The following is a 26033-nucleotide window of genomic DNA, read 5'->3' as shown; positions in this document are numbered from 1 at the left end:
GGGGGTGTCGCTGACGCTCAAAGGAGGGCCTCCGTTCGGGGGGTGTCCCGCCAATCCCGGTTTCAGTTGGCGCTGTAGGGGTCATTCGCCAATTGGCGAACGGTCCCTAGGGCGTCTATCCATTCCGGGATTCGCGGGACGGGTGCGGTTCCACTTCGAGGCTACGCCGTGCGTTGTAGGTTTCCTACAATGAAAGCCCTGTTCAGCGGTAGGATTCGCACATGGGCTTCGGTGGACTGGGCACACTCGCGTGGCTGAACTCGCGCAGTGAGTCGGTCACCTCCCCGAACCCGGGTCGGCTGACCTCGTACCGGAAGAACCGGATCTCGATGCCGTCGCCGTGGCAGCAGGGCAGCCTGACCGCCATCCCGTACGCCGAGGTCTTCGGTCTCGCCGGTGTCCTGATCACCCGCGACCAGGCGATGAGCATCCCCGGCGTCCAGCGCGGTCGCGGCATCCTGCTCTCGCTGATCGCCGACAAGCCACTCATCGGCTACCGAGGCAGTGACGAGCTTCCCGTCCAGCCGCTCTGGCTGTTCCGCGTGCCTGGCTGGCAGGGTCCGTGGCGTCGGATGGCAAACACCATCGACGACCACATCTTCTACGGGATCTCGTGCTGGGGTACGAAGCGCGGTGCGGTCTCCTCTGGCCTCCGACCCATCCTCGAAGCGTGGCACATCCCGTTCGACGACTGGGAGATCGACGAGGCCGGTCGGGTCTGCCTGCTCGATGAGGACGGCCACTTCGTGCCGGCCGACGAGTCGGAGGTACTGCTGATCCCCGGCCCGAGTGAGGGCCTGCTGGCGACCGCCACGCGCACCCTCGCCGGTGCTGCCGAACTGGAGCGCTCGTGGGTGACGCGGGCGAAGAACCCCATCCCGATGATCGAACTTCACGAGACCATCGACTCCGGGATGCTCCCCGAGGAGGCGCAGGAGGTCGTCGACGACTGGGCAGCTGCTCGTGCGTCGGAGACCGGCGGCATCGCGTACACGCCGCACAGCATCGAGGCGCGAGCGCTCGGTCAGTACAGCCCGGACATGTTCATCGAGGCCCGCAACGCGAGCCGCCTCGACATCGCCGCGTTCTTCCAGATCCCCGGCTCGCTGCTCGACGCCTCGACGGCCACGGCCTCGCTGACGTACCAGACCCAGGAGGGCAACCAGTCCAGCCTCGACACCCTCACGGTGCCGTACTGGGCACGGCCCATCGAGGACCGGCTGAGTCAGGACGACGTGGTGCCCATCGGGCAGATCGTCCGATTCGCGTGGGGGTCGGCGTACACCGAGCCTCCCGGCCCGGTCATCACATCGCAGGCCGGACACCCGGCCATCCAGGACGCGGCGGCAGTGGTCGGCGAAGCCATCGGCGAGAAGGCCGCGCAGAAGCTCGTATCGAACGGAGAGTCAGCATGACCGCAGGACTGTTCAGCATCGACACCGCGACGCGCACCGCTCGCGGCGTCCTGCTCCCCTGGAACGTCAAGAGCAAGGGCACGTCGGCGTCGCAGACGAAGCCCATCACGTTCCCTCGCGGGAACGTCGCCATCCCTCGCGACCCCATCGTCATCGGCCTGAACGACGAGCACGAGCGCTTCCACGTCATCGGTCGCGCCGTCGCGCTGACGGATGCCGAGGAGGGCATCGTCGCCGAGTTCCGCATCGCCGAGACCGAAGAGGGCGACGAGTGGCTGGCCGAGCACGCGAGCACCGCGTTCTTCTCCGCGGAGATCGACGACCTGCGGCGACTCCCCGGCGACGTCGGTGTGGGCCGACTGGCCGGTGCCGCCGTGACGAAGCAGCCCGCGTTCGACGGCACCGCCGTGGGGCTGTTCTCGCTCATCGGCACCGAGACCGAAGAGGGCACCGAACCCATCGAGACCACCGAGCCGGCATCCGCCGACGAGGACGAAGAGCCGGACGAGGAGCCGGACGAGACAGAGGAGGACGCCGTGGCCGAAGCCATCGCTCCCGCATCCATGCAGGCGTCGCGGCGCAAGGCCGAGGCACCCGCGCTCACCAAGGCCGGGTTCTTCTCGGCTCTGAACAAGGCCCGCTCCACCGGCGACCGCTCGGACCTGATGCCGTACGCGCAGGCGGCGGCCGAGGTCGGGCTGTTCGCGCTGTCGAACGTGAAGTACGACGGCGTCGGCGGTCTCGTCACCGACGCGCTCATGCCCGGCACCTGGCTCGGCGAACTGTGGCAGGGCCGGCGCTTTCAGCGGAAGATCATCCCGCTGCTCACGTCGGGCACTCTCACCTCGCTCTCGGCGACCGGCTGGGTGTGGGGCATCAAGCCCGCAATGGCCGCCTGGGCGGGCAACAAGACGCCCATCCCCTCGAACGCTCCGACCGTCGAGCCGAGGCAGTTCGCGGGCGTCCGCTTCGCTGGCGGTCACGACCTCGCCGTCGAGTACTACCACTTCGGCCAGACCGACGTCATCAACTCGTACGCCGACGCGATGATCGACTCGTACGCTGAACTGTCGGACTCGTACGCGCTCACGCAGGTCACGGCGGGCGCGACGGTCTACACGCCCGACCCGGCGAACACGGTGAACACCGGTCTGCTCGACATCGTGGACGGCGCTCTCGCGGTCGTCGCTGGCGGCGGCACTCCGTCGTGGTCGCTCGTCGCCCCGGACATCTTCAAGGGTGTGCTCGCCACACCTCGGGAGGACGCCCTGGACTACTTCTCGGCATCCCTCGGACTCGAAGGCGGCTCGACCAGCGGCGCGACGTCGTTCGCCATCGTCCCCGACGCTCGCCTCGCACCGGGCGCGATCATCGTGGGCGACAAGGGCGGCGCGACGGCGTGGGAGCTCCCCGGCGTCCCGATCCGCGTCGAGGCTCCCGACCTCGTCCTCGGTGGCGTGGACAACGCGTTCTTCGGCTACATCGCCGTGGGCGTGACGAACCCGAACGTCATCGTCAAGAACGCAGCTGCAGGCGTCCTCGAGGACGTCGTCGAAGGCGTCGAAGAGTCGGCCAAGGCGTCGAAGAAGTGATCGATCCCCGGTCGGCGGGCTTCCCCAGCATCCCAAACCGCCGACCGGGGTCCACACCTGAGGAGGTGAACCGTGGCCGGATGGCTGACTCTCGACGAGGCTCGTGACTGGTGGCGGGAAGCCCCCGACGACGACGAGCTCCTGCAGCTGTACCTGAACAACGCGGCGAACCAGGTGCTCGCGTACGGCCCGCAGTCCACCGCCGACGCCATCGCGGCGGGCGGCGAGGTCCCGGACAACTACCGGCTGGCGCAGCTGAGCCAGACCCGGAACGTCTGGAACGCGGTCAAGTCCGACCCGTCCACGGGCGGCATCGGGGACGAGGGCTTCGTCTTCCGACCGTTCCCGATGGACTGGACCGTCAAGGCGATCATCCGACCTCAGCGAGCGAAGCCGGTGGTTCGATGAGCGCCCGCGCCACCCTGCTCGCGGCGATCAGCGCGGCGGTGCCGGCGGGCACTCACGTCATCCCCTACCAGGACAACGTGGATGTCCTGGACGCCGTGACCGTGATGTTCAAGCAGCTGTCGATGCTCCCGCTCGACGAGGCGAAGCGGGCCGCGTTCCGAGTGAACTACGTCCTCACCGTCGTCCACCCGAGCGCCGATCCGTCGAAGTCCGAGGCGGCGCTGGACGACTTCGTCCCGGCGCTCCTGGCCGACCTGAACACCCTCGACTGGTTCGCCTGGGACACCGCCGACAAGGTGATCGGCCCCGGCGGGATCGGCCTCGCCTACGACATCAGCTGCTGGACCATCGCCCAGTCCAGCGAACTTGCTCCACCGCTCACTCCGAGCACCACCACCCGCAAGACCCGCTCTCGGAAGGAGCAGACCAATGGCTGAAATCGACGTGCGTCCCTTCATCATGAGGAACGCCATCATCAACCTCGGGACGGATGACTTCGCGAAGGCGATCAGCACCGCGACGATCACGCCGTCCTCGGGGACCACGGACTTCAAGGGCCTGAAGCCCTCGGCGGTCTACACGTTCCCGCAGGCGACGACCTACACGCTGGAACTCACCTACGCCCAGGACTGGTCGGACGAGACCTCGCTCTCGCGCTGGCTGTTCGAGCACAAGGGCGAGACCGTCCCCTTCACCCTCAACCCCGACGACACCACCGGCCAGACCGGCATCGGCTCGACGTCGTGGGCCGGCACAGTGGCTGTCGCTCCCGGTGCCATCGGTGGCGACGTGGACTCGGTGGCCACCGCAACCGTGAGCCTCGGCATCGTCGGCGAACCGGTGCCGACGTACACGGCGGGCGGCGTCGCCGCTCGCAAGTCCTGAGAGTGGGCGAGCACCGTGGGATTCATCAGTGTGCGCGAGAGCGCCCATCTGAAGGCCACGGTGCTCGCCATGCAGGTCGCCCCGCGTGAGATCCAATCCTCGATCCGCAAGCAGACGCGCACGGTCGGGGCGTCGGTCTGGCGGCAGGAGCTCGAGCGGCGGCCGGCCATCGAGCAGCAGACCCGGATGCTGGTCAACACCGCCCGCGTCACCGCCTCGAACAACGGCATCACGCTGACGGCGGCCACCCAGAAGCGGCCGGTCCTCTCGGGAGGCGGCTCGCCGATCCGACTCGGCAAGGCGTACGAGTTCGGATCGAAGAAGGGCCGCGGCATCCCGACCACCCGGCGCGGCGGCTACGTGGTGTACCCGGCACTTGCCGAGGTCGCTCCCCGGCTCATCAGCCTGTGGGTCCAGACCGTCATCAAACTCACGCACGACGCACTGGAGGGGAAGTAACCGATGGCGGCTATCAAGATCAGCCTGGTCGCCGATGTGCGGTCGTTCCTCTCGTCGTTCAAGAAGGGCGCGGAGTCCGTCGAGGACGTCACGGACGAACTCGACGATCTGGCGAAGCACGGCGACAAGACCGCCGCGTCCATCGTGGACAACTACGAGGACATCGCGAAGGCCGCGAAAGATGCCCAGAAGGCGTCGGCCAAGATCGGCGACGGTGCCGACGACTCCATCCACAGGGTCACCAAGACGACCGGCGAGTTCAAGGACGAGGCGAAGCAGAACTTCGGCGAGGTCGCGTCGTCGTTCTCGGGCGACATGTCCTCGGCGGCGGATCTGGTTCAGGGCACCCTCGGCGGTCTCGCCGCCTCGATGTCGGGACCCATCGGACTCGCCCTGGGCGCGGCATCCATCGCCCTCGGCCTGTTCATCGCCGACGCGCAGGCGGCAGCTGAGAAGGCCGACGAACTCCGCACGAAGGCTGTGGATGCCGTCAGCACGGCCCTGGACGCAGGCATCGACCCGAGCGTCTTCATCACCACAGCCGAACAGGTGAAGGAGACCATCCGGGACCTGGACAAGACGAAGGCGAACCCGAAGCGCTGGTTCTGGGAGGAAGACCCGAGCAAGCTCGAAGAGTGGGAGGACGGGCTGAAGGCCATCGGTCGCCCGACCACCGACATCCAGAAGGTCCTCGCCGCCTCGACGCCGGTCCTGAAGCAGTACACCGACGCCGTTCAGGCGCAGGTGGACGTGCTGCTCGCCCGCAAGAACGCGGCGGTCCTGGCTCACAGCCAGAATCTCACGCAGGACAGCCTGGACGCCCAGACCGCGGCCATCGCCGAGTACGAGGCGGGCAAGGATGTCCTGAAGAACCTCAACGAGCAGATCAACCTTCGCGGCGAGGTGAAGTCCGCCGCCGAACGTCAGGCTGACGCGGGCATGAACGCCGCGCTCGCGGCGATCCAGGCAGCTGAGGACGAGAAGGCCGCTATCGAGGACCTGAGCGGCGCGTGGCAGGACGCCATCGCCGACGCCTCGGACTACTGGGTCACGAACGAGGAGGGCGTCTCGTCCTTCGACTGGGGCGCGTACCTCGCCGACGGCGAAAAGACCGTCGCGGATGCGAACGAGTTCAAGAAGCAGATCGTCACCCTGCCGCCCGAGATCGCCGAGGAAGCGAAGAGCGTGTTCGCATCCCAGGGTGCGGCGGCGGGCCTCGCCTACATCACGTCCTTCAAGACTGCCTCTGCTGGCGACCAGGCGCGGGCCATCGAGCTCGCTCGAGCGAACGGCGAGGCGTCGGGCAAGGCGAACGCCGAGGGGATCGTGAAGGGCTTCGGGGCACCCGTGCTGAACGTCCCGACGACGGTCGAACCGCCGAAGCAGAGCGCGTGGGACATGTTCACGACCTCGGCGGCGAGCATCAAGCCGAAGGTCACGCCGGTCGCCGACACCACGAAGGCGACCACCGACATCAAGGCCGTCGCCGACAAGAAGTACGAGGCGAAGATCACCGCGAAGGCCGACACGACGAAGGCGAGCCAGGACCTCGACGCCGTCGCCTCGAAGTCGCGCACCGCGACGATCACCGCTGCCACCAGCACGTCGGGGATCGACAGTCAGCTTCGGAACTACCGACCGCCCACGGTGTACGTCCCGGCCGTGCTGGTGAAGCCAGGAACGAGGCAGCCGATATGACCGCCACCATCACCGCCACGAACGGCGCCGGCACGACCTCGCCGCTCACCGTCCTCTCGCCATACGAGACCCTGTGGACGAGCCGGAACATCATCCACGACCTCGTGGGCGGCGACATCGCCGTTAGCCTCGTCGCGCCCCGGCCCCGCTCAGGCGTCCTGGAATTGCTCTACCCGGACGAACCCTCGGCGTTCCAGTGTGCGGCGCTCCACGAGGCGCGCAGCGCGTTCACGCTGGTCGAGACCGACCGACCTTCGGTGTCGATGACGTACGTGGTGGACGGTGATGTCACGCTTCGACTGGACGAGGACACGCTGGAACTGTTCATCGTCTCCATCGGCTTCCAGGCGGTGAATCCGTGACGACCTACCTCAAGCCGAAGGCGACGATCACCGTCCAGGGCCAGACGCACACCGTCGCGGGCGGCGAACTGGTGCTCGACGCGCTGGCGATCCCGTACGGCGGGGCGAACATCGACATCCCCAGGACCGAAGACCTCGGGCTGGACGATATGGACCCGCGTCAGGATGTGCGGGTGATCGTGACGGCGGGCGACGAGGTCGCCGGATCGACCAGGACATTCAACCTCGGGCTGAGGTCCCGCGACATCGGCGACAACGGGCGGTCGGTCTCGCTGGTGCTCGCCACCGACGAGGCGCTTCTTCAGGACTACGCCGCGCTGGTCGTGGACAACGGCGCGACCGGGCTGTACGCGTCCCTTCGCTCGATCAACAACTACGTGCTGTCGAAGATCGGCGCGAGCCTCGCGCCCGAGGGCGGGGACGCCGACGTTCGCCCGCTCGTGGACGGCGTGAACCTTCAGCCGAACGGTGGCTTCCGAGCGGACACGGCGGGCTGGCTCGGCTGGAACGCGACCGCGCTGGTCCGCATAGCGGGCGGTCCCCCTGGCGTCCCGGTGTCCTACTTCGGGCGGACCACGTTCGGGACGACGGCACTCACTGGCGGCATCTTCAACATCGGCGGGGAGAACACGGCACCGCCCCCGAGCACGGCGGTCGTCGTCACGCCGGGGAAGTCATACACGTCCGAGGTCTGGCTTCGGTCGTCCGTCACGAAGACGATCACACCGGCCATCGAGTGGGCGGTGGGCGGATCGGGTGCCTCGTCGGGCACGCCCGTCACGCTTCAGCCGAACGTCTGGACGAAGGTCCGCGTGGTCGGCACGGCACCGGCTGGCGCGACTCGGGCCGGTTGCTACTGGTACACGACGACGACGTGGGCGAACGGGAACACCTACGACATCGCCGCCCATCGCTTCAGTGAGACCCCGGTCGCGACCCTGCTTCCCGCGCCCGATCCCGACCGGCCCTCGCCGACGCCGTGGGACGTGTCCGAGCCGATGGTGCTCGACCCTCAGTTCGACTGGTTCGACGGTGACTCGACGGACACGGCGCTGTACGCGTACGACTGGAACGGGACGCCCAACCAGTCGTCCTCGAAGCGGACGGCCCTCGTCACGCGCCCGCCCGAGGCGCTGGTGTGGCTTCCCGGCGTGACCGCGTGGGACTTCCTCGAGCCGCTGAACACCCCGGCAGGGTTTCGCCTGTTCTGTGACGAGAAGCGCGTCTGGCGGCTGGTGAAGCCTGGCGAGTACTCTCTTCCGGGCGTCATCACCACGGCTGGCTTCAACACCGTGGACGGCGGCGACACCATCAGCCGTGAGGATGCCGACATCTTCTGTACCGGCGTCGTCGTCATCTACCGATGGAAGGACGCCACGACGCTCGCCGAGAAGGTCGCGTACGACTCGGCGGGCACTCCCTCGAAGGTCTTCGTGGTCGAGTACGAGCGCCCGTATCCGGGACCCGGCGCGGCGGCGGCGATCCTCGCTCGACGCTCGGGCACCGGGCGGACCCAGAACGTCGTGGCGCTCCCGAACTGGGCGACGACTCCCGGCATGGAGGCGTCCATCACGCTCCCGGTCGCCGGTCAGACCCGAGGGAAGATCGCGCTGGTTCGCTTCAGCCTCGGCGACGACGGGCTGATGGAACTCGGGACGCGAGGACTCATCGACGTGCCTCCCGGCTCGTGGGACGCGGGCAACGAGGTCACGACCTGGGACAACGTCGCGGGGACCTGGGACACATTCGTATGGCCGTAGGAGGCTGGCATGGCTGAGAAGCGCAAGACCAAGATCGGCGAGACCCCGACGCCGTTCGCCATCGGCGACGACGCAATCGCGGCGGGGATGCCGGTGGTCCCCTCGGGCGACCTCGTGAAGAACGGCGAGGACGAAATCAACCGTACGAGGGACTTCATCGCGCAGCGGGCGAAGCGGACGAGTCCGACCATCGACATCTACGTCCAGACCGCCGCTCCCGCTCACGCGGCGGGGCGCGTCTGGATTCACCCGGCCTGATGCCATGACCGACTACGACAAGCGGGTCGGCAGCGCCGGGACCATGCGGATCAGGGACACCGGCTCGACAGTCGAGTACTGGATTCTCTGCTCCGATGGCGCGACGTTCGTCGGCGGGTACACCTGGTCCGGCGTCGTGAACGGGTCGCCGGTCGGCGGGACGACCACGCTGAACTCAGGCTTCCGGGAACGTCTGCTCGGATCGTGGGGCGTGTCCGGTGGGCAGACCGTGACGTTCCACCAGAACGCCACCGGGACCAGTGGCCTCGGCGGTGCGGCGGATCACTCGGCGTACATCAGCCGGTACACGCCACCGCCCGCGACAGCGCCCCCGGACCCGGTGCGATGGATGGCACCAGCCGACCAGATCACGCCGACCTCGGCGCGTATCTCGTTCGGCTACTGGCCGTCCTCGACGGGCGGGACCCCGCTCACCGCCTACGACTGTGAGTACGGGACGGACCCGACGTTCGCGGTGAAGGAACAGCGGGCGTACCCGGCAGGGTCGAACGGCCTCGAAATCCTCGACCACCTGAAGCCAGGCACGAAGTACTACGTCCGTATGCGGGCGAACAACGCGGTCGGGCACGGTCCCTGGTCCGTGAACCTCGAACTGACGACGACGGGCGGCATATCGGTCTCAGACGGCACGAACTGGTCTACGTGGGTCGTGGACGTGAGCGACGGGACGAAGTGGGTCCGGCAGATCAGCGAGGTCTCGGACGGTACGGCCTGGAAGGTCACCGGGTGAAGTTCTACCTGGAGACCGACCCGACCCCGTCGAGGCATCGGTGGTGGGTGCGTCTGCTCGTGCTGTTCGCTATCGTGGCGCTCATCGCCGGCGCGGTCATCGTCTCGGTGTCGGTGGGCAGCTGAAATATCTCAGATAGATGCAAGGTCATTGCTCGGGGGGAAGAGCATCCAGATCTCCTTGCGACCGGCCTGCTCGATGAGGGAGCGCTTGGCGTCCTCTCGGGCGTCGAGCGCCTGGGCGTGCAGCACATCGGCCAGCGGCGCCCCGCGATCGATCGCTGCGACGACCTGATCGACGGCGCGGGAGAGCGCGGGGATCTCCAGTCGTGCGGCGAGCCGGGAAAGTGCACCAGACAGCGACGAGCCGGTGCTGACCGCGAGCACGACGCCCCGGAGTTCACCGGTCAGCTCGCCCGCGCCGACTTCGCCGACCCGACGCAGCGAGTCGAGGATGCCCTCGCCCGCTGAGAGGCACAGCGCCAGGAACTCCATGACGGTGGGCAGCTCCTCTTCGATCTGCGCGATCCGTGCACGAGCTGCCCGAGTCAGATGCGCGTCGAAGAGGAGGGCGAAGGTCAGCGCCGCGATCGGTGCGAGCAGCACGAGTGCCCCGGACGAGCGCCCCAGCAGCGCGAGCATGACGGCAGCCACCGCGCCGGCGCCCAAGCCGCCGATGCCCCAGCCGAGCTGGCGGGCACGGAAGGTCGCGGCATCCACCGTCCATCCCGCCTGATTCAGCCGCCGCTCGAGCGACTCGGTGCCGCCGAGCAGGTGCCCGGCGCGATCGGCCAGGGCGCGAAGGCCTGCGCCCGCCGACGATGGCATCGCCGCCACAGCCGGACCGAAGCCCGGCACGTCGGCGACATCGCGGATGTACGGGGCGATGCGATGGGAGAGGCTGTGCGCGCCCCAGCGTGGAGCGAGCGAGAGGAGCAGGACGACGCCGAGCCCGAACCCGCCGCCGAGCACGACGGCGATGGCGATGCGCGTGGTGTCCATGGCGATCATGCGAACCACCGCCGCGGTTCGCGGAGGCGACCGATGCGCAGCATCGCCCGATACGCCACGAACGAGAGCGCGGCGCCGGCGAGGATCAGGCCCATGCCGGCCGGGCTCGCATAGGCCTCGGCGCCCTCAGGGCGGAGCGCCAGCATTGTGAGGATCACCCAGGGCGCGGCCACACCCAGCACCGCGGCCCCGCGGATCCAGGACTGACGCGCCTCCACCTCGGACCGCAGCGTCGCGTCCGCCCGCACGGACGTCGCCAACGCACGAAGCACCGGCGTCAACTCCGTGCCGCCGACCTGCCGGGCCATCCGGAGCGTCTCGATGATGCGATCCCCGACCGGATCCGCCAGTGCCGCCTTCAGCCGCAGCGCACTCGAATCGAAGTGACCGGATGCCGCGAGGTCGCGGGCGAACCCCACGAACGCCGGCCGCAGCGCACTCGGTGCCGAATCTCCGAGCGCCGACACGGCGTCCGGCAGCGACATCCCGGCACGCACCGACGCGATGAGCAAGTCGCAGACGTCGGGCCAGAGGGCGCGTCGCGCCCGCATGATCCGGGAGTGGCGGGCACGCAGCCATACGAAGGGCGCGAGTGCGCCGGCGGTGAAGGCGACGCCCGCGAGCGCGGGAACGGGAATGACGAGGAAGGTGACCGCCGCTGCGCCGACCGCGGTGCCGGCGGCGATCGCCACCACCGCAGCGGGCCGCAGATGTCCGAGGCCCGCCTCCTCGAGCAGCCGTACGAGTCGGCCGGTCGAGGCGCGGACCGCGCGCGCCTCGCCTGCGGGCCAGAGCCACGGCGAGAGCGTCAGCAGGAGCCCGGCGGCGAGCACAGCACCCCACAGGAGGGTCATGCCGCATCCGCCCGGTAGAGGGTTGCCGCCTCGATCGAGCCTTCCACGACACCCGTCGGCTCGACGATCTCGACGACTCGGCGACGCCCCGTCGCGTCGCGCTCGCAATGCACGACGAGATGGACGGATGCCGCGACCGCCGGTCGCACGAACTCGACATCGATGTTGCGCCCGGCGAGCAGGGGCAGCGCGCAGAGCTTCGCGAGGGCCTCGCGTGCCGAGTTCGCGTGGATGGTCGCGGCCCCTGGAACTCCCGTATTCAGCGCCAGGAGCAGATCCAGCGCCTCCGCGTCGCGCACCTCGCCCACGACGAGGCGATCGGGCCGCATGCGCAGCGCCTCCTTCACGAGCCGGCGCAGGGTGACCTCGCCCGTGCCTTCCAGGCTGGGCTGCCGTCCCTGGAGCGACACGAGGTCCGGAGCGTCCACGGCGAGCTCGAACGTCTCCTCGACGGTGACGATCCGGTGATCCGGCGGGCACGCTGCGATGAGTGCGCCGAGAAGCGTGGTTTTTCCCGCGTGCGTCGCACCCGAGACCAGGATGCTGCGTCCCGCGTGCATCGCGTCCCGCAGCAGTCGCGCGGCGGCCGGCGCCAGCGATCCGGCGGCCACGAGGCGGTCGAGGTCTCGGAACGCCGGCAGGAACTTCCGGATGTTCACCGCCCAGTGGCGGCGGGTGATGTCGGGGATGACGACGTGGAGCCGGCTGCCGTCCGGTAGGGACGCGTCCACGAACGGCTGGCTGAGATCCACGCGGCGACCCGTGGAATGCAGCATGCGCTCGACCAGATCGCGCACCTGCGCGTCGGTGAGGGTGAGCGGCACGCGCTCGGCGACGCCGCCGCGGGCGATGAACACCCGATCGGGTGCGTTCAGCCAGACTTCCTCGATTGTCGGATCGTCGAGGTAGGGCTGCAGCGGTCCGAACCCGGCGACGGCGGCGAGCACCTCGCGGACACAGGCCGGTTCGTCGTCCACCACGCTCAGCCCGCGGGCGAGAGCGAAGTCGTTGTGACGCCTCACCTCGGCGCGCACGATCTGGGTCGCGAGCTCCAGGTCGCGGGCCGGGTCGGTGCGCTCGGCGCGAAGTCGCTCCCGCACCCGCTCGGCCACCACGACAGCAGGCGCCAGGGTGGCGGGAGCGAGGGCGGTGGGACTCACCGGAGCATCCTCGCAAGGCGGGTATCACGCAGCCGGAAGTTATCCACAGCCGAGCGCGACGATGGCCGGGGAGGCGCGCCCCGGCCATCGTGCGTCACTATGCCCTCATGTCACGAACCGCTGTTGACGGAGCCCCCGTTCGTGACGGTCAGCCCCGATGCCTCGTGGCAGGTGGGCGCGATGTCCCGCTGCGCCGGGTTGGTGCTGTCGTAGTTGACCCGCCACGAGAACGCCCCACTCGCCAGCTGAGCCGTCGTGTTGGCAGTCGACACCGTCTGCGGTGAGACTCCCGCCACTGGCACGTCCATCAGGGTGTAGATCGCCGCGCCGCCGCAGTTCGCCAGTGCGAACAGCTCGAAGTCGACGGTACCCGCCAGGTTGCCGCTGCCCGCAGGGGCAGAGACGGTCACCGAGTCGTTCGGCACCCACTTCTGAGCGCTGGACAGTGTCGAGGGCACCGAAGTGACAATCACGTCCTCATCGGTGTCGGTGCACGTGGCGTTGTGGGTGAGGCCGGTCGTGTTCGGCGAACTCCCGCTGTAGACGGCGACCCAGTGGTAGGTGCCGGCCGCGGTGGGGGTGAACGACGGCGCGTTGTATGTGGCGTTCCCGCTGACCGTGACCGGCGCCAGCGGCGAGTTCACCACAGTGGTGCAGTTGTTCGGCCCGTACAACTTGAACGTGATCGTACCTCCGGCTGGAGCGCCGCCCGTGCCGGTCAGGTTGATGACCGGATTAGCGGGCTGCGTGGCGGTCCCGCTCAGCGTGGCCGAGTCCGTCACCGCCGAGCCGAGGTTGACGTCCGGGCCAGCGGTGGTCGCCAAACCTGCCACCACCGGATTCACGGTGAAGCACTCAGTCACTGACGAGTCACTGGAGCCGGGGATGCCGTGCGCAGAGTCGCCGCTGAAGACGGCGAGCCAGCAGTACCGACCTGCTGACGTCACGTACGCAACCGGAGACGCGACTGTGACCGGATATGCGGCCCCAGACAGGTTCACCGTCCCCACCGTGGTGCCCGCTGCTGTGCACAAGGCCGGAGAGTCGACCTTGCACAGTGTGAACGCCACCGAGCCCGCTGGAGCGGCTGTGCCACCGACCAGTCCGACCACAGCCGAGTCCGTCACCCCGACCACGCCGCCGCCGATCGACAGTCCGCCCGCCGGAATGGCACCGCCCGCTGCGGTTTTCGGCGTCGTCGTCGTCGTCGAGTCGCAGTTGCTGATCGGTGGAGCGTTCTTGAGGATCGTGTCCTTGTAGTCGGCGGTATCGGAGTTGCCCGTCACAGTGCTCGGAATCGTGTTGGCAAACGACAGGCACGCGGTCGAGTTTCCGAAGATGGTCGCCGTCAGATCGACCGCAGCCTCACCGCGGAATCCATCCGCGCTGTATTTCGCCTCAGATACGTTGGCGTTCAGCAGTGATGGGGCGCTGAGAGTCAAGTTCGGCGCGACGCCGCTCCACGTCCTCAGGTAGAGGTCCCGGCTGCCTCCCTGCTGATCCCAGAGGATCATGAAGTCGCCGGCCTTGCGGTTGGCCCAGGGATTGCAGTTGGCGATTAGCTGCGCTTCGGTCGCGGTGTCGTACGCGCAGCCGACCGGCGCGAGGTCCTGCATGAACTCGTAGGCGATGAAGCCGCTGCCGCTGTTGGAATCGCGCTCCCACGCGAAGTACAGCCAGTCGTGGTTGGTGGAGGTGTCCTTCGCGGTGTCGAGCCACGCCCGGCGCAGGTCGACCTGCGCATTCGGGTTGGTGAGCCCCAGCGTCGGCACCGCATCGCTGTGGATGACGCCGATCTTCGTGGTGTTCGAGTTCAGCGGGCCCAGTTCTTTCACAGAGCCGAACACGTCAGGCAGTTCAGCCGTGTTCGCATCGGGCACGTTCCCGTCGATGGTGTACGGGCCGGAGGCAGCCCAAGCCGGCACCGCTCCCATCAGCATTGCTATGGCGAGACAGCCCGCCGCTCCCGCGGCAAGCACACGCCGCCGCATCCGTGTAGACATGACAAATTTCCCTTCCCCAAGGTGTGTTCTGCTCCACGCCGGACTTGCCCTTCCCCGACGCGGGCTATGGCCTTACGCTATGGACGTCGCTGGGGAGCGACCATCGGGAGATGTCCCGATCACGACTGGGGAGAAATCCCTAGGGCCTGCGTACCCCCCGCGCAGGCGGTGTCTCGAAGGGGAACGTGCACATCGACGGCGATGGGGCATATGGACTCGTGGTGACCGGAGACCACGTGCGAGCCGACTATGTGCGGCTGCTCGCACGACTGGGGGTCGACGCCGACTCGTTCGCGCATCCGGGCGATGCCCAGGCGTCCCTTCGCGCGGCTGCACCGATAGTCGCGATCCTCGAGGTCGAGGACGGCGGATGCAGCATGCTGCGCGAGCTGCGAGATCGGTTCGGCCCCGACGTCCCGGTGATCCTCGTCTCGGCCGACCGAACGGCGCCCTCCGACGTCGTGGCGGGGCTGCTGATCGGTGCGGACGATTACGCGGCCGAAGCGATGGACACCGACGAGTTCCTCGCGCGGGTCCGCCGACTGATCGACCGCAGTCGTCGCGCGGCGAGCCCCGCCCGGGCGACGGTCACCACGGCCGAGGCGACGCTCGATCTCGGCCGGCTCGCCACGCTGACCCAGCGGGAGCGCGAGGTGCTCGCGCTCATCGCCTCGGGCATGTCGCAGAAGCAGGTCGCGACGGCTCTGGGTATCAGTGTCAAGACGGTCGGTGCCCATATGCAGAACCTCCTGTCGAAGCTGGGCCTGCACTCCCGCGTCCAGGCGGTGGCGCTGGCGGTGCGAGCGGGCGTGTGAGGTGCGACGATGGACGCGCGCCCCCACACGAGAGGATCAGCAGATGCACCACAACGAGCACAGCCCCGGTAACCAGATCGGGCCGGCCGGCCACGTCGGCCTCGTCCTCCTGGGCATCCTGCAGGTCACGTTCGCCTTCCTGGCAGCATGGGACCTCGCCCACCGCCCCGCCGAAGAAGTGCGCGGACCCAAGCCGGCGTGGGCGCCGGCACTCCTGATCAACTGGATCGGCCCCGCCTCGTACTTCCTCTTCGGCATCAAGCGCTGAAGAACGGGGGCCAGCCCCCAGCCGCTGCTCAGGTCGCTCAGTAGACTGAACGCACTCGCGGGAGTGGTGGAATTGGCAGACACGCAGGATTTAGGTTCCTGTGCCCCAGGGCGTGTGGGTTCAAGTCCCACCTTCCGCACGGCACGCCGACGCTCCGCGTCCACCCCGACCGAACAGACCGCCGACCGCCTAGACCGACGGGACCCCCCTCTTGCAGTCACTCGCCCTCATCCCCTGGCTCGATCCGGCCGCCATCATCGGCTGGGCCGGCCCCTGGGCCCTCCTCGTCGTCTGCTTCATCGTCTTCGCCGAGACCGGGCTTCTGATCGGCTTTCTGCTCCCGGGTGACACGCTCCTCGTCATCTCCGGGCTGCTCTCGCACCCGACCGAGCAGTTCCCCAACGGGGTGTTCGGTGTGAGCGTGTGGATCGTCGCCCTGTCGATTGCATTCGCCGCCTTCCTCGGCGGCGAGGTCGGCTACCTGATCGGCTACAAGGGCGGTCCGGCGGTCTTCGAACGCAAGGAATCCGGCCTGTTCAGCGTCAAGAACGTCGAGCGGACGAACGCGTTCTTCACCCGCTACGGCGGCCTGACCGTGATCGTGGCGCGCTTCGTCCCCATCGTCCGCACCTTCACGCCGGTCGCAGCGGGCGTCGGCAAGATGCCCCGCGGACGCTACACGCTCTACAACTTCGTGGGGGCGATGCTCTGGGGCTTCGGGCTGACGATGTTCGGCTACCTGCTGGGCTTCATCCCCGTAGTCGGCGACCTCGTCGCGCAGTACATCGACCTGATCCTGCTCGCAGCCGTCTTCGGCACGCTGCTGGTGACCCTGTGGCACTACTTCCGGGAGCGTGCGAAGGCGCGCAAGGAAGCCGCTTCGGGCGCGGATGTCGTGACCGACGAGACCGAAGCGCGTCAGCTGGTGCTCGATCCCGAGGTGTTCAAGCGCGGTCCCGAGCACGGTCACAAGACCGACGAGGCTCCGCCTACGCCGTAGCCCGCTTCTTGGGCTTCTTCGCGGGCTTCTTCTCGGCGGGCTTGTCTGCGGCATCGGCTCGCGCCGCGCGCGACCGCTCGACGCTCGCACGAAGCGCCTCCATGAGGTCGATCACCTCGCCGCCGGCGGCAGCCTCCTCCGGTTCGCCGAACGTGACCGAGGTGTCGAGCGCGTCGCCCTGCTCGAGCTTTGCGTCGATGAGCGTGCGCAGCTCGTCCTGGTACTCGTCGGCGAAGGCACTGGGGTCGAAGTCGGTGGCGAAGCTGTCGACGAGGGATGCCGAGAGCTCCAACTCCTTCGCCGAGATGCGCACCGGCTCATCCAGCGCCGGGAACGCGGCATCCCGGACCTCATCCGCCCACAGCAGCGTCTGCAGCACCAGCACATCGCCCCGCACTCGCAGTGCGGCCAGGCGCGTGCGCTGGCGCAGCGTGAACCGCACGATCGCCGTGCGGTCGGTCTGCTCCAGGGTCCGCCGCAGCAGGACGTACGCCTTCGGCGACGCGGAGTCGGGTTCGAGGTAGTACGCCTTGTCGAGCGTCAGCAGATCGACCTGATCGGTCGGGACGAACTCCACCACGTCGATCTCACGGGTGCGCTCGGCCGGCAGGGAGGCGATGTCCTCGGGGGTGAGCACAACGGTGCGCTCCCCGTCGTCGTAGGCCTTGTCGATGTCCTGGTAGGCCACCACCTCGCCGCAGACCTCGCACTTGCGCTGGTAGCGGATGCGTCCGCCGTCGGTGTTGTGCACCTGATGCAACGGCACGTCGTGATCCTCGGTCGCCGAATACACCTTGACCGGCACGTTGACGAGCCCGAACGTCAGCGCGCCCTTCCAGATCGCTCTCATCTCACCAGTACACACCTGTCCCAGGCGCCACGGCTAGCCGCGAACCTCGATCTGCACAATGAACTCATTCTCCGCCGTGCCGTCTTTCGCGCTCAGGCTGTACGCCACGATGTCGTAGAAGCCCGGCGAGAGGTCGCCAGGGAGCGTGAGACTCGAGGAGAACGGCGACTCGACACAGCACTCGTCCGCCGTGACGGGGATCGTCATGATCGTTGTGCTCGCATTGCGCAGTTCGACGGTGAACGCGGCTTCGAAGAGGGCCGCGGTCCCGGTGAGCAGGATCAGTCCCCCGGCGTCGTAGACGTCGCCGCATCGCGGGCTCGTCACGATGATGTTCGGTCGATCCGACGCGATGGTGATCGGGAACTCGACGAGATCCACCATTGATCCGTCCTTCGCGCTGAACGTGTACGCGCGCATGGTGGCCTGGAGCGGATCCTCCTCAGGGGGGAACGCGAGCACCCCCTGCCACGTACCGCGGTCGGGGCTTCCGGACGTCGCAGTGAGGTGTCGGACACACAGCGCGAGACCCTCGGCATCCACCACGTCGATGGTCAGAGTCGCCTCGAAGGTGTTCGACGTGCCGTTCGCGGTGAACGGCACGGAGACCGTCTCGCCCTCGGCGGGATGCTCGATCGTGATCGCCGCCATAGACGTCTCCGACTGCTCGCCGGACGGCGTGGCAGACGGGGTCTGGGTGCTCGGGGATGGCTCCATCCCCGTCTCGGGGGCGCACGAACTGAGCGTCAGCGCGGCCGCCAGGGCCGTGAGCGCAACCATCCGTCGGCCGAACATGCTGCGTCGCCTCTTCCCTGAGGGGGATTTTACTCCTGATGCTCAGTCCGCGGGGCAGGATGGTCCCATGCCAGGGGAAGAGCAGGTGGTGCGCGTCGGCGGGCGTCGCCTGCGGCTGACGAACCTCGAGAAGGTGCTCTACCCCGAGACCGGCACCACCAAGGGCGAGGTGATCGACTACTACTCGCGCATCGCGCCGGCGCTCATCCCCCACGTTGTCGGACGCCCGGTCACACGCCTGCGCTGGCCAGAGGGGGTCGCCGAGTCCTCGTTCTTCGCGAAGGACCTCGAGCGGGGCGCGCCCGATTGGGTGCACCGGATGCCGATCCCGCACTCCACCGGCGCCAAGGACTATCCCCTGATCGGCGATGTCGCGACGCTCGTGTACCTCGCGCAGGTCGCGAGCCTCGAGCTGCACGTCCCGCAATGGCGCTTCGACGCGGACGGCGGCCGCGGCAACCCGGACCGGATCGTGCTCGACCTCGACCCCGGGCCCGGCGTCGGGCTCGCCGAGTGCGCGGAAGTGGCGCGCTGGGCCCGCGACATCCTGCACGGCATGGGTCTCGAACTCTTCCCGGTCACCAGCGGCAGCAAGGGCATCCACCTGTACGCCGCCCTCCCTGGCACCCAGACCAGCGAGCAGGTGACGCTGGTCGCGCGGGAGCTGGCCCGCGCGATCGAAGCCGATCATCCCGAACTCGTCGTCTCGCAGATGGCGAAGGTGATGCGCCCGGGACGGGTCTTCATCGACTGGAGCCAGAACAACGGCGCCAAGACGACGATCGCGCCGTACTCGCTGCGCGGTCGGTCGCGGCCGACGGTCGCAGCCCCTCGCACCTGGGACGAGCTCGACGACCCGAACCTCGCGCACCTGCTCTTCGACGAGGTGCTCGCGCGCGTCGACTCCATCGGCGACCCGCTTGCGGCCCTCGGGTTCCATACCGGCGGGCGAGACGCGCCGGATGGCCCCCTGGCTGCCTACATCGCGAAGCGCAGCGCGGCCAAGACCCCGGAGCCGGTGCCGTCGAGCGCGCACGGGGTTCCGACCGAAGCGGGCGAGCTGCCGCGGTTCGTCATCCAGGAGCATCACGCGACCGCATTGCACTGGGATCTCCGCCTCGAGCGAGACGGCGTGCTCGCGAGCTGGGCGGTGCCCCGCGGCATCCCGCACACGACCAAGCGGAACAGCCTCGCCATCCAGACCGAGGACCATCCGATCGAGTACGCCACCTTCGAGGGCACGATCCCGCGCGGTGAATACGGCGCCGGAAGCATGACGGTCTGGGACGACGGCCGCTACGAACTCGAGAAGTGGCGCGACGACGAGGTGATCTTCACCGCCGAGGGGCGTCCGGGCGGTCCGCTCGGACGCGTGCGGCTCGCCCTGATCCGCACCGACGGCGAGGGCGAGAAGTCGACGTGGCTGCTGCATCGGATGAAGACGGATGCCGCGGGCCGGCCGCAGACGGACGCAGAGCCGGTCGAGGCCTCAGAGCAGGCGGATGAGGCAAGGGCGCCGCGCGAGGCGGAGCTGAAGCCCATGATCGCCACGGCCGCCACTCCGGGCCTCGCGCGCAATGCCGCTCGACGTTGGGATCCGTGGGTCGAAGTCAAGTGGGACGGCATCCGGGCGGTCGGCGTGTGGGACGGACGGCGCTTGCACCTGCGCGCCCGGAGCGGCAACGACATCACGGCGAAATATCCTGAGCTCACCCGGGTGGACGCGGGGCTCGGACCGGAACCCGCTGTCATCGACGGCGAGATCGTCGCCTTGGACGCACAGGGGCGTCCGAGCTTCCCCCGCCTGCAGAAACGGATGAACCTCTCCAAGCCCCGCGAGATCGAGCGCGAAACGCCGCGGACGCCGGTGCACTACTTCCTCTTCGACGTGCTGGCGCACGCGGGAGCGGATGTGACCGCACTCCCCCTGGCCGAGCGTCGCAGCATCCTGGAAGGCCTGACCGCGGATGCCATCGCCCCGATCGTGCTCCCGCCCGTCTTCGACGACGTGGATGCCGCGCTCGCCGGCGCTCGTGACTTCGGCCTGGAAGGAATCGTGGTGAAGGACCCCGGTTCGTCGTATCGCCGCGGCATCCGCTCGGAGTCGTGGCTGAAAGTGAAGCTGACCCGCACGCAGGAGGTCGTGATCGGCGCAATCCGCCCTGGGCGTGGCGGGCGGACCGGTTCGATCGGCTCGCTGCTGCTGGGGATCCCCGGGCCGGCGGGGCTGCAGTACGCGGGACGGGTCGGGTCGGGGTTCAGCGACTCGACTCTCGCGAAGCTCGACGAGCTGCTGACACCCCTTCGCAGCGACCAGAACCCCTTCGTTGGGATTCCGGCGGCGGATGCCTCGGATGCCCTGTGGGTGCGGCCGGAGCTGGTCGGCGAGGTCGAGTTCGCGGAATTCACGCCCGACGGCATCCTGCGCCACTCGCGCTGGCGCGGGCTGCGACCGGACAAGCACCCCGACGAGGTCGTCCGCGAGAGCTGACGGCGGCTTCAGGCGTGCGCGTCGTGCTCGATGTGGCCCGCCGGCTCGAGCTGGAAGGTCGAATGCTCGACGTCGAAGTGATGGGCGAGGCACCCCTGCAGTTCGGCGAGGATCTCGCCCGTGCGACCCTGCTCGATCGCCGCTTCGTCGACGACGACGTGTGCGCTGAAGACCGGCGCACCGCGGGTCAGCTGCCACACATGCACGTCATGCACATCGACCACCCCCGGCGCCGACAGGATGTGCTCGCGGATCTCCTGCACATGCATGCCCTTCGGCGTCGCCTCGCTCAGCACCGAGACGACTTCGCGCAGCAGGCCGATCGCGCGCGGCACGATGAGCACAGCGATCAGAAGCGAAGCGGCCGCGTCCGCCTTGGACCAGCCCGTCGTGAGGACCACGATCGCCGCGATGACGACGACGGCCGATCCGAGCAGATCGCCCATCACCTCGAGATACGCGCCACGCACATTGATGCTCGTGCGCTGCGCTGCGCTCATCAGCCACATCGCGCCGCCGTTCGCGAGCAGGCCGACGACGGCGACGATGAGCATGACACCGCCCGCGATCTCAGCGGGGTCGGGTTCGAGCAGCCGGCGCACGGCCTCGATCGCGATCCACACTGACAGCACGAGCAGGATGGCGCCGTTCAGCAGGGCGCCGAACACCTCGGCGCGCTGAAAGCCGAAAGTGCGCCGGTCGTCGGCGGGTCGTGCCGCCACGACCGCTGCGATGAGCGCGATGACGAGGGCCGCAGCATCCGTCAGCATATGGACCGCGTCTGCGAGCAGCGCCAGCGATCCCGACCAGATGGCGCCGAGCACCTGCACGACCATGACGGTGCTCGTGATCGCGAGCGAACCGGCGAGCAGCCGTCGATTGCTCGCGGAGCGGATCCCGCCCGCACTGGACGCGTGGTCGTGCATGACGCCAGGCTATGCCTCCCGCAGCGCCGTGGATCGGCCCGCGCGCAGTTGGGAATGAGACCGATTCTCGTTAGGCGGTGGCGGTGCCGGCCGTGATCAGCAGCCCGATGCCGGTGGCGATGAGCCACAGCGACCAGGCGATGTAGACGAACGGCGTGATGGCGCCGGCGAGGCGCCAGCCCCGGTCTTCGAAGGCGCCGACGAACTCGAACGAGCACACGACCAGCAGCGCTCCGACGACGACGCCGGCGAGCCCGAGCCAGCCGCTGACGACACCCGAAGTGATGACGGCGATTCCGGTCAGGATCGTCCACGCACCGCTGAAGAGGTAGCCGAGGTGCTCCCCTACGGCGACACCGAGATAACGATGGAAAGCCTGGAAGACGATGTCGACGGCCTCACGGCGAGCGGGCGTGGCATCCGGATCCGCGTCAGCACGCGCGAGGAACGGCACCAGGAACGGCCAGCGCATGAGCCCGAGGAACTGCGTCACGGCGGCCAGCACGCCGACCACCGTCGCCGTCGCCAGAAGCGCGGGATCGGCACCGTCGAGCCCCGCAGACAGCAGCACCGCGGTCGGCGCGAGCAGCACGGCGGTCATCGCGAACACCCACCAGAGCAGGACGAGCGACGACCCGCCCGCCCGGAACCGCTCGAGGACCTCGCCGGTGGGTCGCCGCAGGATGTCGGGATATTCGAAGCGCGCTGCGAGGGCCGCGAAGGCGACATTGAACGCGAGTGGAAGAACGATCAGCACGATGCCGGTGAGGATCAGCATGTGGTCACGCCCCCGTCGGCGCGACCGATGCGGCCTGGGCCGACCGAGGACGAACGCGCCGACCGAGGATCATCCGCAGCGCCACGCCCGTGATCACCGTCACGATGGCTGCGCCGCTCGCTCCGAAGATGAACGGGCCGCGGTCGAGATCCAGGATCACGAACGCGGTGAGAACCCAGCCCAGAATCCAGGACAGAGCCACGGTCGCGGTCCACATGACGCGGGCGCGTCGGGATGCCGGAAGAACCAGAGCCTGGGCAGCGCCGACGACGGCGCCCACGATCAGTCCGGTGACTGCTCCGGCCGCCATCGTCGTCGGCGGACCGACGAGCAGCCACGCCAGCAGCCCGCCGACCGCGACGGCTGCCGTCGTGACGATGAGCCAGCGGGGGCCGGCCACTCGGCCCAGAGCGAGCCACTGCGCCCCGCCGATCGACGCGCCGACGATGACGCCGCCGGCGAGTGCGGTCCACGGCGAGTGCGGCGATCCGAGCAGCAGGAGTGCGATGAGCCCGCCGAGCGGAAAGGCGAGGAATGTGGGCAGCCAGCGCAGAACGGACATGAGGGACTCCAGTGGACGAACAGATTGCGTACGCTGTACGTTATACCCGTGCGTACACTGTACGCAATCCGTCGCGAAGGGTCCTTATGTCCGAGAAACCGCACCCCCGCCGTCCCCGCAACTCCCTGACGGTCCCGGTGATCCTCGATGCGGCCGAAGCGGTCGCGTCAGCGGGCATGGACGCGCTCACGATCCGCGCCGTCGCCGACCACCTCGGCTCTTCGCCGATGGGGCTGTACCGGCACGTCACCGGCAAGGAGGAGCTGGTGGAAGCACTGCTCGATCGCGTGCTCGGCCGGATGCCCGCGGTGCCCGTGACACCCGACGCGCTCGACGACCTCCGCGCCTTCGCGACCGCCCACCGGGACCTGCTGCTGGCGCATCCGTGGGCCGTCCCCGGGCTCATCGCGCACCCGCTGCCCGGGCCGAACGCCCTGCCGATCGGCGAGCAGGCGCTGAGCCACCTGCATCGGCTCGGGGTCGATGGAGACCGCGCGGTCGCGACCTTCAGCGGAATCATCGCGCTCAACTACGGGTGGGTGTCGTTCTCGATCGCACGCGGCGCGGCGGAGGCGGTGCCGAGCCTGCAGCGGATCTCGTCGGGACCCTCCCCCGACTTTCCGCACACCCTCGGCGCCGGCGGGGCCATGGCGCGATTCGGCAGCGACGAGCACTACGCGATCGTCGTCCGCGAACTCCTCGACGGTCTCGCGGCTACAGCGCGGCCAGCAGCGGACTGAGCTCCGCGAACGCGCGCGCGCGATGCGAGTCGACGTTCTTCTGCGCCGCAGACCACTCCCCGACCGTCCGCTCGGCATCCGCGGGCTGCCCGTCCGGGATGAAGATCGGGTCGTACCCGAACCCGCCCGCGCCCGAGGCGGCGGCGGCGAGGCGGCCAGGCCAGATCCCCGCCACGACGTGCTCGGAGCTGGTCCCTGAGCCTGTCGAAGGGCCCGGCACCACGAGCGCGATCGTGGAGACGAACTGCCCGGTGCGATGCGGATCGCGGATGTCGGACAGCTGGTCCAGGAGCAGGTTCAGGTTGGCCGCGGCATCCTTCGCGTGTCCTGCCCAGTAGGCGGAGAACACCCCTGGTGCCCCGCCGAGCACATCGACGCAGAGGCCCGAATCGTCGGCGAGGGCAGGCAGCCCCGTGTGGGCGGCGGCAGCGCGCGCCTTGATGAGGGCGTTTTCGGCGAAGGTGACGCCGTCCTCAACCGGCTCAGGACCGTCGTACGAGATCACCTGGATGTCCGGCCGGGTGGCCGCGACGATCGCCTGGAACTCCTCGACCTTGTGCGGATTGTGCGTCGCGAGGACGATCCGGTGGGTCACGACCGCGGTTCGGCGAGAGACGCGACCTGCAGGTCGCGCAGCGACGCGCAGCCGGCCACGCCCAGATCGAGGAGGGCGTCGAGCTCGCGCTTGTCGAACGGCGCACCCTCGGCGGTGCCCTGCACCTCGACGAACAGCCCGCGGCCGGTGACGACGATGTTCATGTCGGTCTCCGCCCGGACGTCCTCGACGTACGCGAGATCCAGCATCGGCTCGCCGTCGATGATCCCGACCGAGACCGCCGCCACCGAGTCGATGAGGGGTGTCGACCGCTGGGCGATGAACTTCTTCTCGCGGCCCCACTCGATCGCGTCCGCGAGGGCCACGTAGGCCCCGGTGATGGCTGCGGTGCGCGTGCCGCCGTCGGCCTGGAGCACATCGCAGTCGATGACGATCGTGTTCTCGCCGAGCGCCTTGGTGTCGACCACCGCACGCAGCGCGCGGCCGATGAGCCGCGAGATCTCGTGCGTGCGTCCGCCGATGCGGCCCTTCACGCTCTCGCGGTCGTTGCGGCTGTTGGTCGCGCGCGGGAGCATCGCGTACTCGGCTGTGACCCAGCCCTTGCCCTTGCCGGTGAGCCAGCGCGGCACGCCGTTGGTGAACGACGCGGTGCACAGCACCTTCGTGCCGCCGAACGAGATCAGCGCCGAGCCTTCGGCCTGGCTGCTCCAGCCGCGTTCGATCGTGATGGGGCGGAGCTGATCGAGCGTGCGGCCGTCGGCACGGGTGATATCGGTCATTGGGTTCCTCTCAAGGGAAGGTCGATGGCGCCGGTGTGCACGAGCCGGACGTCCGTGACCTCGCGGCCCATCAGACGGTGCGCGAGGCGCAGGAACTCGTCGGCGGAGTCTCCGGTGGCTTCGTAGACGTGGCGGGGCTCGGCATCCGAACTCGCGAGCAGATCGCGGGAGACCAGCTGCCGGTAGACGTCTTTCGCCGTCTCGGTGTCACTGGAGACGAGCGACACATCGGGGCCCATCACATAGCTGATGGCGCCCTCGAGGAACGGATAGTGGGTGCAGCCGAGCACGAGGGTGTCGACGTCGGCGTGCCGCAGCGGGGCGAGATACTCCTCGGCGACCGCGAGCACCTCGGACGAGTCGGTGACCCCGGCCTCGACGAATTCCACGAACCGCGGGCATGCCTGCGCGAACACGGTCAGACGCTCGTTGACCTCGAGCATGTCCTGGTAGGCCCCGGACCCGATCGTGCCTGCCGTGCCGATCACGCCGATGCGGCCGTTGCGGCTCGTCGACATCGCGGTGCGGACCGCGGGTCCGATCACCTCGACCACCGGCACCGAGTAGCGCTCCCGCGCGTCGCGCAGCATCGCCGCGGACGCGGTGTTGCAGGCGATCACGAGCATCTTGACGCCCTCGTCGACCAGGGTGTCGAGCACCTCGAGGGAGTAGCGGCGGACGTCGGCGATGGGCTTCGGCCCGTACGGCGAGTGCGCGGTGTCGCCGATGTAGCGCAGCGATTCGCGGGGCAGCTGGGCTGAGATCGCCCGGGCGACGGTGAGCCCGCCGACGCCGGAGTCGAAGATCCCGATGGGCGCGTCATCCACGATCGACCAGCCTACGCCAGGGCTTCTTGTC

The 26033-nt window shown here is 68.8% G+C and carries 29 protein-coding genes and 1 tRNA gene; 18 read left to right on the top strand and 12 right to left on the bottom strand.

Going from position 1 to position 26033, the window contains the following annotated elements; all coding sequences use genetic code 11:
• Positions 1-221: 221 nt before the first annotated feature.
• The 12 genes from ACXJ3V_RS10910 to ACXJ3V_RS10855 all read left to right on the top strand — a co-directional run bounded on the left by ACXJ3V_RS10910 (position 222) and on the right by ACXJ3V_RS10855 (position 9713).
• Complete coding sequence (locus tag ACXJ3V_RS10910) at positions 222-1415, top strand: hypothetical protein (protein ID WP_457100319.1); 1194 nt, start codon at positions 222-224, stop codon at positions 1413-1415.
• Positions 1412-3007, top strand: a complete 1596-nt coding sequence (locus tag ACXJ3V_RS10905) for a hypothetical protein (protein WP_457100318.1) — start codon at positions 1412-1414, stop codon at positions 3005-3007. Before ACXJ3V_RS10910 ends, ACXJ3V_RS10905 begins: the two co-directional genes overlap by 4 nt.
• Before the next feature lie 72 nt (positions 3008-3079).
• Positions 3080-3415 carry a head-tail connector protein gene (locus ACXJ3V_RS10900; protein WP_457100317.1) on the top strand — a complete coding sequence of 112 codons (336 nt, stop codon included), beginning with the start codon at positions 3080-3082 and terminating at the stop codon, positions 3413-3415.
• Positions 3412-3852, top strand: a complete 441-nt coding sequence (locus tag ACXJ3V_RS10895) for a hypothetical protein (protein ID WP_457100316.1) — start codon at positions 3412-3414, stop codon at positions 3850-3852. Before ACXJ3V_RS10900 ends, ACXJ3V_RS10895 begins: the two co-directional genes overlap by 4 nt.
• Positions 3845-4300 carry a hypothetical protein gene (locus ACXJ3V_RS10890; RefSeq protein WP_457100315.1) on the top strand — a complete coding sequence of 152 codons (456 nt, stop codon included), beginning with the start codon at positions 3845-3847 and terminating at the stop codon, positions 4298-4300. Before ACXJ3V_RS10895 ends, ACXJ3V_RS10890 begins: the two co-directional genes overlap by 8 nt.
• A gap of 15 nt (positions 4301-4315) precedes the next feature.
• The gene (locus tag ACXJ3V_RS10885; protein ID WP_457100314.1) at positions 4316-4759 is read left to right on the top strand and encodes a hypothetical protein; all 444 of its coding nucleotides are present in this window, start codon (positions 4316-4318) and stop codon (positions 4757-4759) included.
• Positions 4760-4762: 3 nt separating this feature from the next.
• Positions 4763-6457, top strand: coding sequence for a hypothetical protein (locus ACXJ3V_RS10880; protein ID WP_457100313.1), 1695 nt, complete (start codon positions 4763-4765; stop codon positions 6455-6457).
• The gene (locus tag ACXJ3V_RS10875; protein WP_457100312.1) at positions 6454-6819 is read left to right on the top strand and encodes a hypothetical protein; all 366 of its coding nucleotides are present in this window, start codon (positions 6454-6456) and stop codon (positions 6817-6819) included. The genes ACXJ3V_RS10880 and ACXJ3V_RS10875 overlap by 4 nt, the downstream gene beginning before the upstream one ends.
• Positions 6816-8579: a hypothetical protein gene (locus ACXJ3V_RS10870; protein ID WP_457100311.1), complete on the top strand. Its 1764-nt coding sequence runs from the start codon at positions 6816-6818 to the stop codon at positions 8577-8579. Before ACXJ3V_RS10875 ends, ACXJ3V_RS10870 begins: the two co-directional genes overlap by 4 nt.
• A gap of 9 nt (positions 8580-8588) precedes the next feature.
• Complete coding sequence (locus ACXJ3V_RS10865; RefSeq protein ID WP_457100310.1) at positions 8589-8837, top strand: hypothetical protein; 249 nt, start codon at positions 8589-8591, stop codon at positions 8835-8837.
• A gap of 4 nt (positions 8838-8841) precedes the next feature.
• Complete coding sequence (locus ACXJ3V_RS10860) at positions 8842-9588, top strand: fibronectin type III domain-containing protein (protein WP_457100309.1); 747 nt, start codon at positions 8842-8844, stop codon at positions 9586-9588.
• Positions 9585-9713: a hypothetical protein gene (locus ACXJ3V_RS10855; protein WP_457100308.1), complete on the top strand. Its 129-nt coding sequence runs from the start codon at positions 9585-9587 to the stop codon at positions 9711-9713. The genes ACXJ3V_RS10860 and ACXJ3V_RS10855 overlap by 4 nt, the downstream gene beginning before the upstream one ends.
• A 6-nt stretch (positions 9714-9719) precedes the next feature.
• On the opposite strand, the gene ACXJ3V_RS10850 is transcribed toward ACXJ3V_RS10855, so the two are convergent.
• The 4 genes from ACXJ3V_RS10850 to ACXJ3V_RS10835 form a co-directional block, all read right to left on the bottom strand.
• A complete protein-coding gene (locus ACXJ3V_RS10850) occupies positions 9720-10589 on the bottom strand; it encodes a type II secretion system F family protein (protein WP_457100307.1) in 870 nt (289 codons plus the stop codon).
• 5 nt (positions 10590-10594) lie between these two features.
• Positions 10595-11452 carry a type II secretion system F family protein gene (locus tag ACXJ3V_RS10845; protein ID WP_457100306.1) on the bottom strand — a complete coding sequence of 286 codons (858 nt, stop codon included), beginning with the start codon at positions 11450-11452 and terminating at the stop codon, positions 10595-10597.
• A complete protein-coding gene (locus ACXJ3V_RS10840; protein WP_457100305.1) occupies positions 11449-12612 on the bottom strand; it encodes a CpaF family protein in 1164 nt (387 codons plus the stop codon). The genes ACXJ3V_RS10845 and ACXJ3V_RS10840 overlap by 4 nt, the downstream gene beginning before the upstream one ends.
• Before the next feature lie 110 nt (positions 12613-12722).
• Positions 12723-14546: a hemagglutinin gene (locus ACXJ3V_RS10835; RefSeq protein WP_457100304.1), complete on the bottom strand. Its 1824-nt coding sequence runs from the start codon at positions 14544-14546 to the stop codon at positions 12723-12725.
• Positions 14547-14836: 290 nt separating this feature from the next.
• Here ACXJ3V_RS10835 and ACXJ3V_RS10830 point away from each other — a divergent pair, with 290 nt between their 5' ends.
• The 4 genes from ACXJ3V_RS10830 (at position 14837) to ACXJ3V_RS10815 (ending at position 16698) form a co-directional block, all read left to right on the top strand.
• Positions 14837-15430, top strand: coding sequence for a response regulator transcription factor (locus ACXJ3V_RS10830; protein ID WP_457100303.1), 594 nt, complete (start codon positions 14837-14839; stop codon positions 15428-15430).
• A 43-nt stretch (positions 15431-15473) separates the two neighbouring features.
• Entirely contained in the window at positions 15474-15698 is a 225-nt protein-coding gene (locus ACXJ3V_RS10825; RefSeq protein ID WP_457100302.1) for a PLDc N-terminal domain-containing protein, read from the top strand.
• A gap of 57 nt (positions 15699-15755) precedes the next feature.
• Positions 15756-15837: transfer RNA gene (locus ACXJ3V_RS10820), tRNA-Leu, on the top strand.
• Between the two features lie 72 nt (positions 15838-15909).
• The gene (locus ACXJ3V_RS10815; RefSeq protein ID WP_457100301.1) at positions 15910-16698 is read left to right on the top strand and encodes a DedA family protein; all 789 of its coding nucleotides are present in this window, start codon (positions 15910-15912) and stop codon (positions 16696-16698) included.
• Here ACXJ3V_RS10815 and ku read toward each other — a convergent pair.
• Both ku and ACXJ3V_RS10805 read right to left on the bottom strand, forming a co-directional pair.
• Positions 16688-17548 carry a non-homologous end joining protein Ku gene (gene ku / locus ACXJ3V_RS10810; RefSeq protein WP_457100300.1) on the bottom strand — a complete coding sequence of 287 codons (861 nt, stop codon included), beginning with the start codon at positions 17546-17548 and terminating at the stop codon, positions 16688-16690. The genes ACXJ3V_RS10815 and ku overlap by 11 nt on opposite strands.
• A 33-nt stretch (positions 17549-17581) precedes the next feature.
• On the bottom strand, positions 17582-18343 hold the full coding sequence (locus ACXJ3V_RS10805) for a Gmad2 immunoglobulin-like domain-containing protein (RefSeq protein ID WP_457100299.1): 762 nt from the start codon (positions 18341-18343) through the stop codon (positions 17582-17584).
• Positions 18344-18410: 67 nt separating this feature from the next.
• Between ACXJ3V_RS10805 and ACXJ3V_RS10800 the strand changes: the two genes are divergently transcribed.
• Entirely contained in the window at positions 18411-20834 is a 2424-nt protein-coding gene (locus ACXJ3V_RS10800; RefSeq protein WP_457100298.1) for an ATP-dependent DNA ligase, read from the top strand.
• Between the two features lie 8 nt (positions 20835-20842).
• Here ACXJ3V_RS10800 and ACXJ3V_RS10795 read toward each other — a convergent pair whose 3' ends face one another.
• The 3 genes from ACXJ3V_RS10795 to ACXJ3V_RS10785 form a co-directional block, all read right to left on the bottom strand.
• Complete coding sequence (locus ACXJ3V_RS10795) at positions 20843-21760, bottom strand: cation diffusion facilitator family transporter (protein ID WP_457100297.1); 918 nt, start codon at positions 21758-21760, stop codon at positions 20843-20845.
• Between the two features lie 70 nt (positions 21761-21830).
• On the bottom strand, positions 21831-22538 hold the full coding sequence (locus ACXJ3V_RS10790) for a DUF4386 domain-containing protein (RefSeq protein ID WP_457100296.1): 708 nt from the start codon (positions 22536-22538) through the stop codon (positions 21831-21833).
• A gap of 4 nt (positions 22539-22542) precedes the next feature.
• Positions 22543-23100 carry a hypothetical protein gene (locus ACXJ3V_RS10785; protein ID WP_457100295.1) on the bottom strand — a complete coding sequence of 186 codons (558 nt, stop codon included), beginning with the start codon at positions 23098-23100 and terminating at the stop codon, positions 22543-22545.
• Positions 23101-23186: 86 nt separating this feature from the next.
• On the opposite strand from ACXJ3V_RS10785, the gene ACXJ3V_RS10780 reads away from it, so the two are divergent.
• Positions 23187-23840 carry a TetR/AcrR family transcriptional regulator gene (locus ACXJ3V_RS10780; RefSeq protein WP_457100294.1) on the top strand — a complete coding sequence of 218 codons (654 nt, stop codon included), beginning with the start codon at positions 23187-23189 and terminating at the stop codon, positions 23838-23840.
• On the opposite strand, the gene ACXJ3V_RS10775 is transcribed toward ACXJ3V_RS10780, so the two are convergent.
• Genes ACXJ3V_RS10775 through murI form a run of 3 tightly spaced genes read right to left on the bottom strand, consistent with a single transcriptional unit; the run spans position 23815 to position 26002 of the window.
• Entirely contained in the window at positions 23815-24435 is a 621-nt protein-coding gene (locus ACXJ3V_RS10775; RefSeq protein ID WP_457100293.1) for a non-canonical purine NTP pyrophosphatase, read from the bottom strand. The genes ACXJ3V_RS10780 and ACXJ3V_RS10775 overlap by 26 nt on opposite strands.
• Positions 24432-25175, bottom strand: coding sequence for a ribonuclease PH (gene rph / locus ACXJ3V_RS10770; protein ID WP_457100292.1), 744 nt, complete (start codon positions 25173-25175; stop codon positions 24432-24434). The genes ACXJ3V_RS10775 and rph overlap by 4 nt, the downstream gene beginning before the upstream one ends.
• The gene (murI, locus tag ACXJ3V_RS10765) at positions 25172-26002 is read right to left on the bottom strand and encodes a glutamate racemase (RefSeq protein ID WP_457100291.1); all 831 of its coding nucleotides are present in this window, start codon (positions 26000-26002) and stop codon (positions 25172-25174) included. The genes rph and murI overlap by 4 nt, the downstream gene beginning before the upstream one ends.
• Positions 26003-26033 lie beyond the last annotated feature (31 nt).

This window comes from Microbacterium sp. P5_E9 (assembly GCF_054049175.1).
The sequence above is the reverse complement of the archived record's forward strand: the minus strand, read 5'-3'. Positions and strand labels throughout refer to the sequence as shown.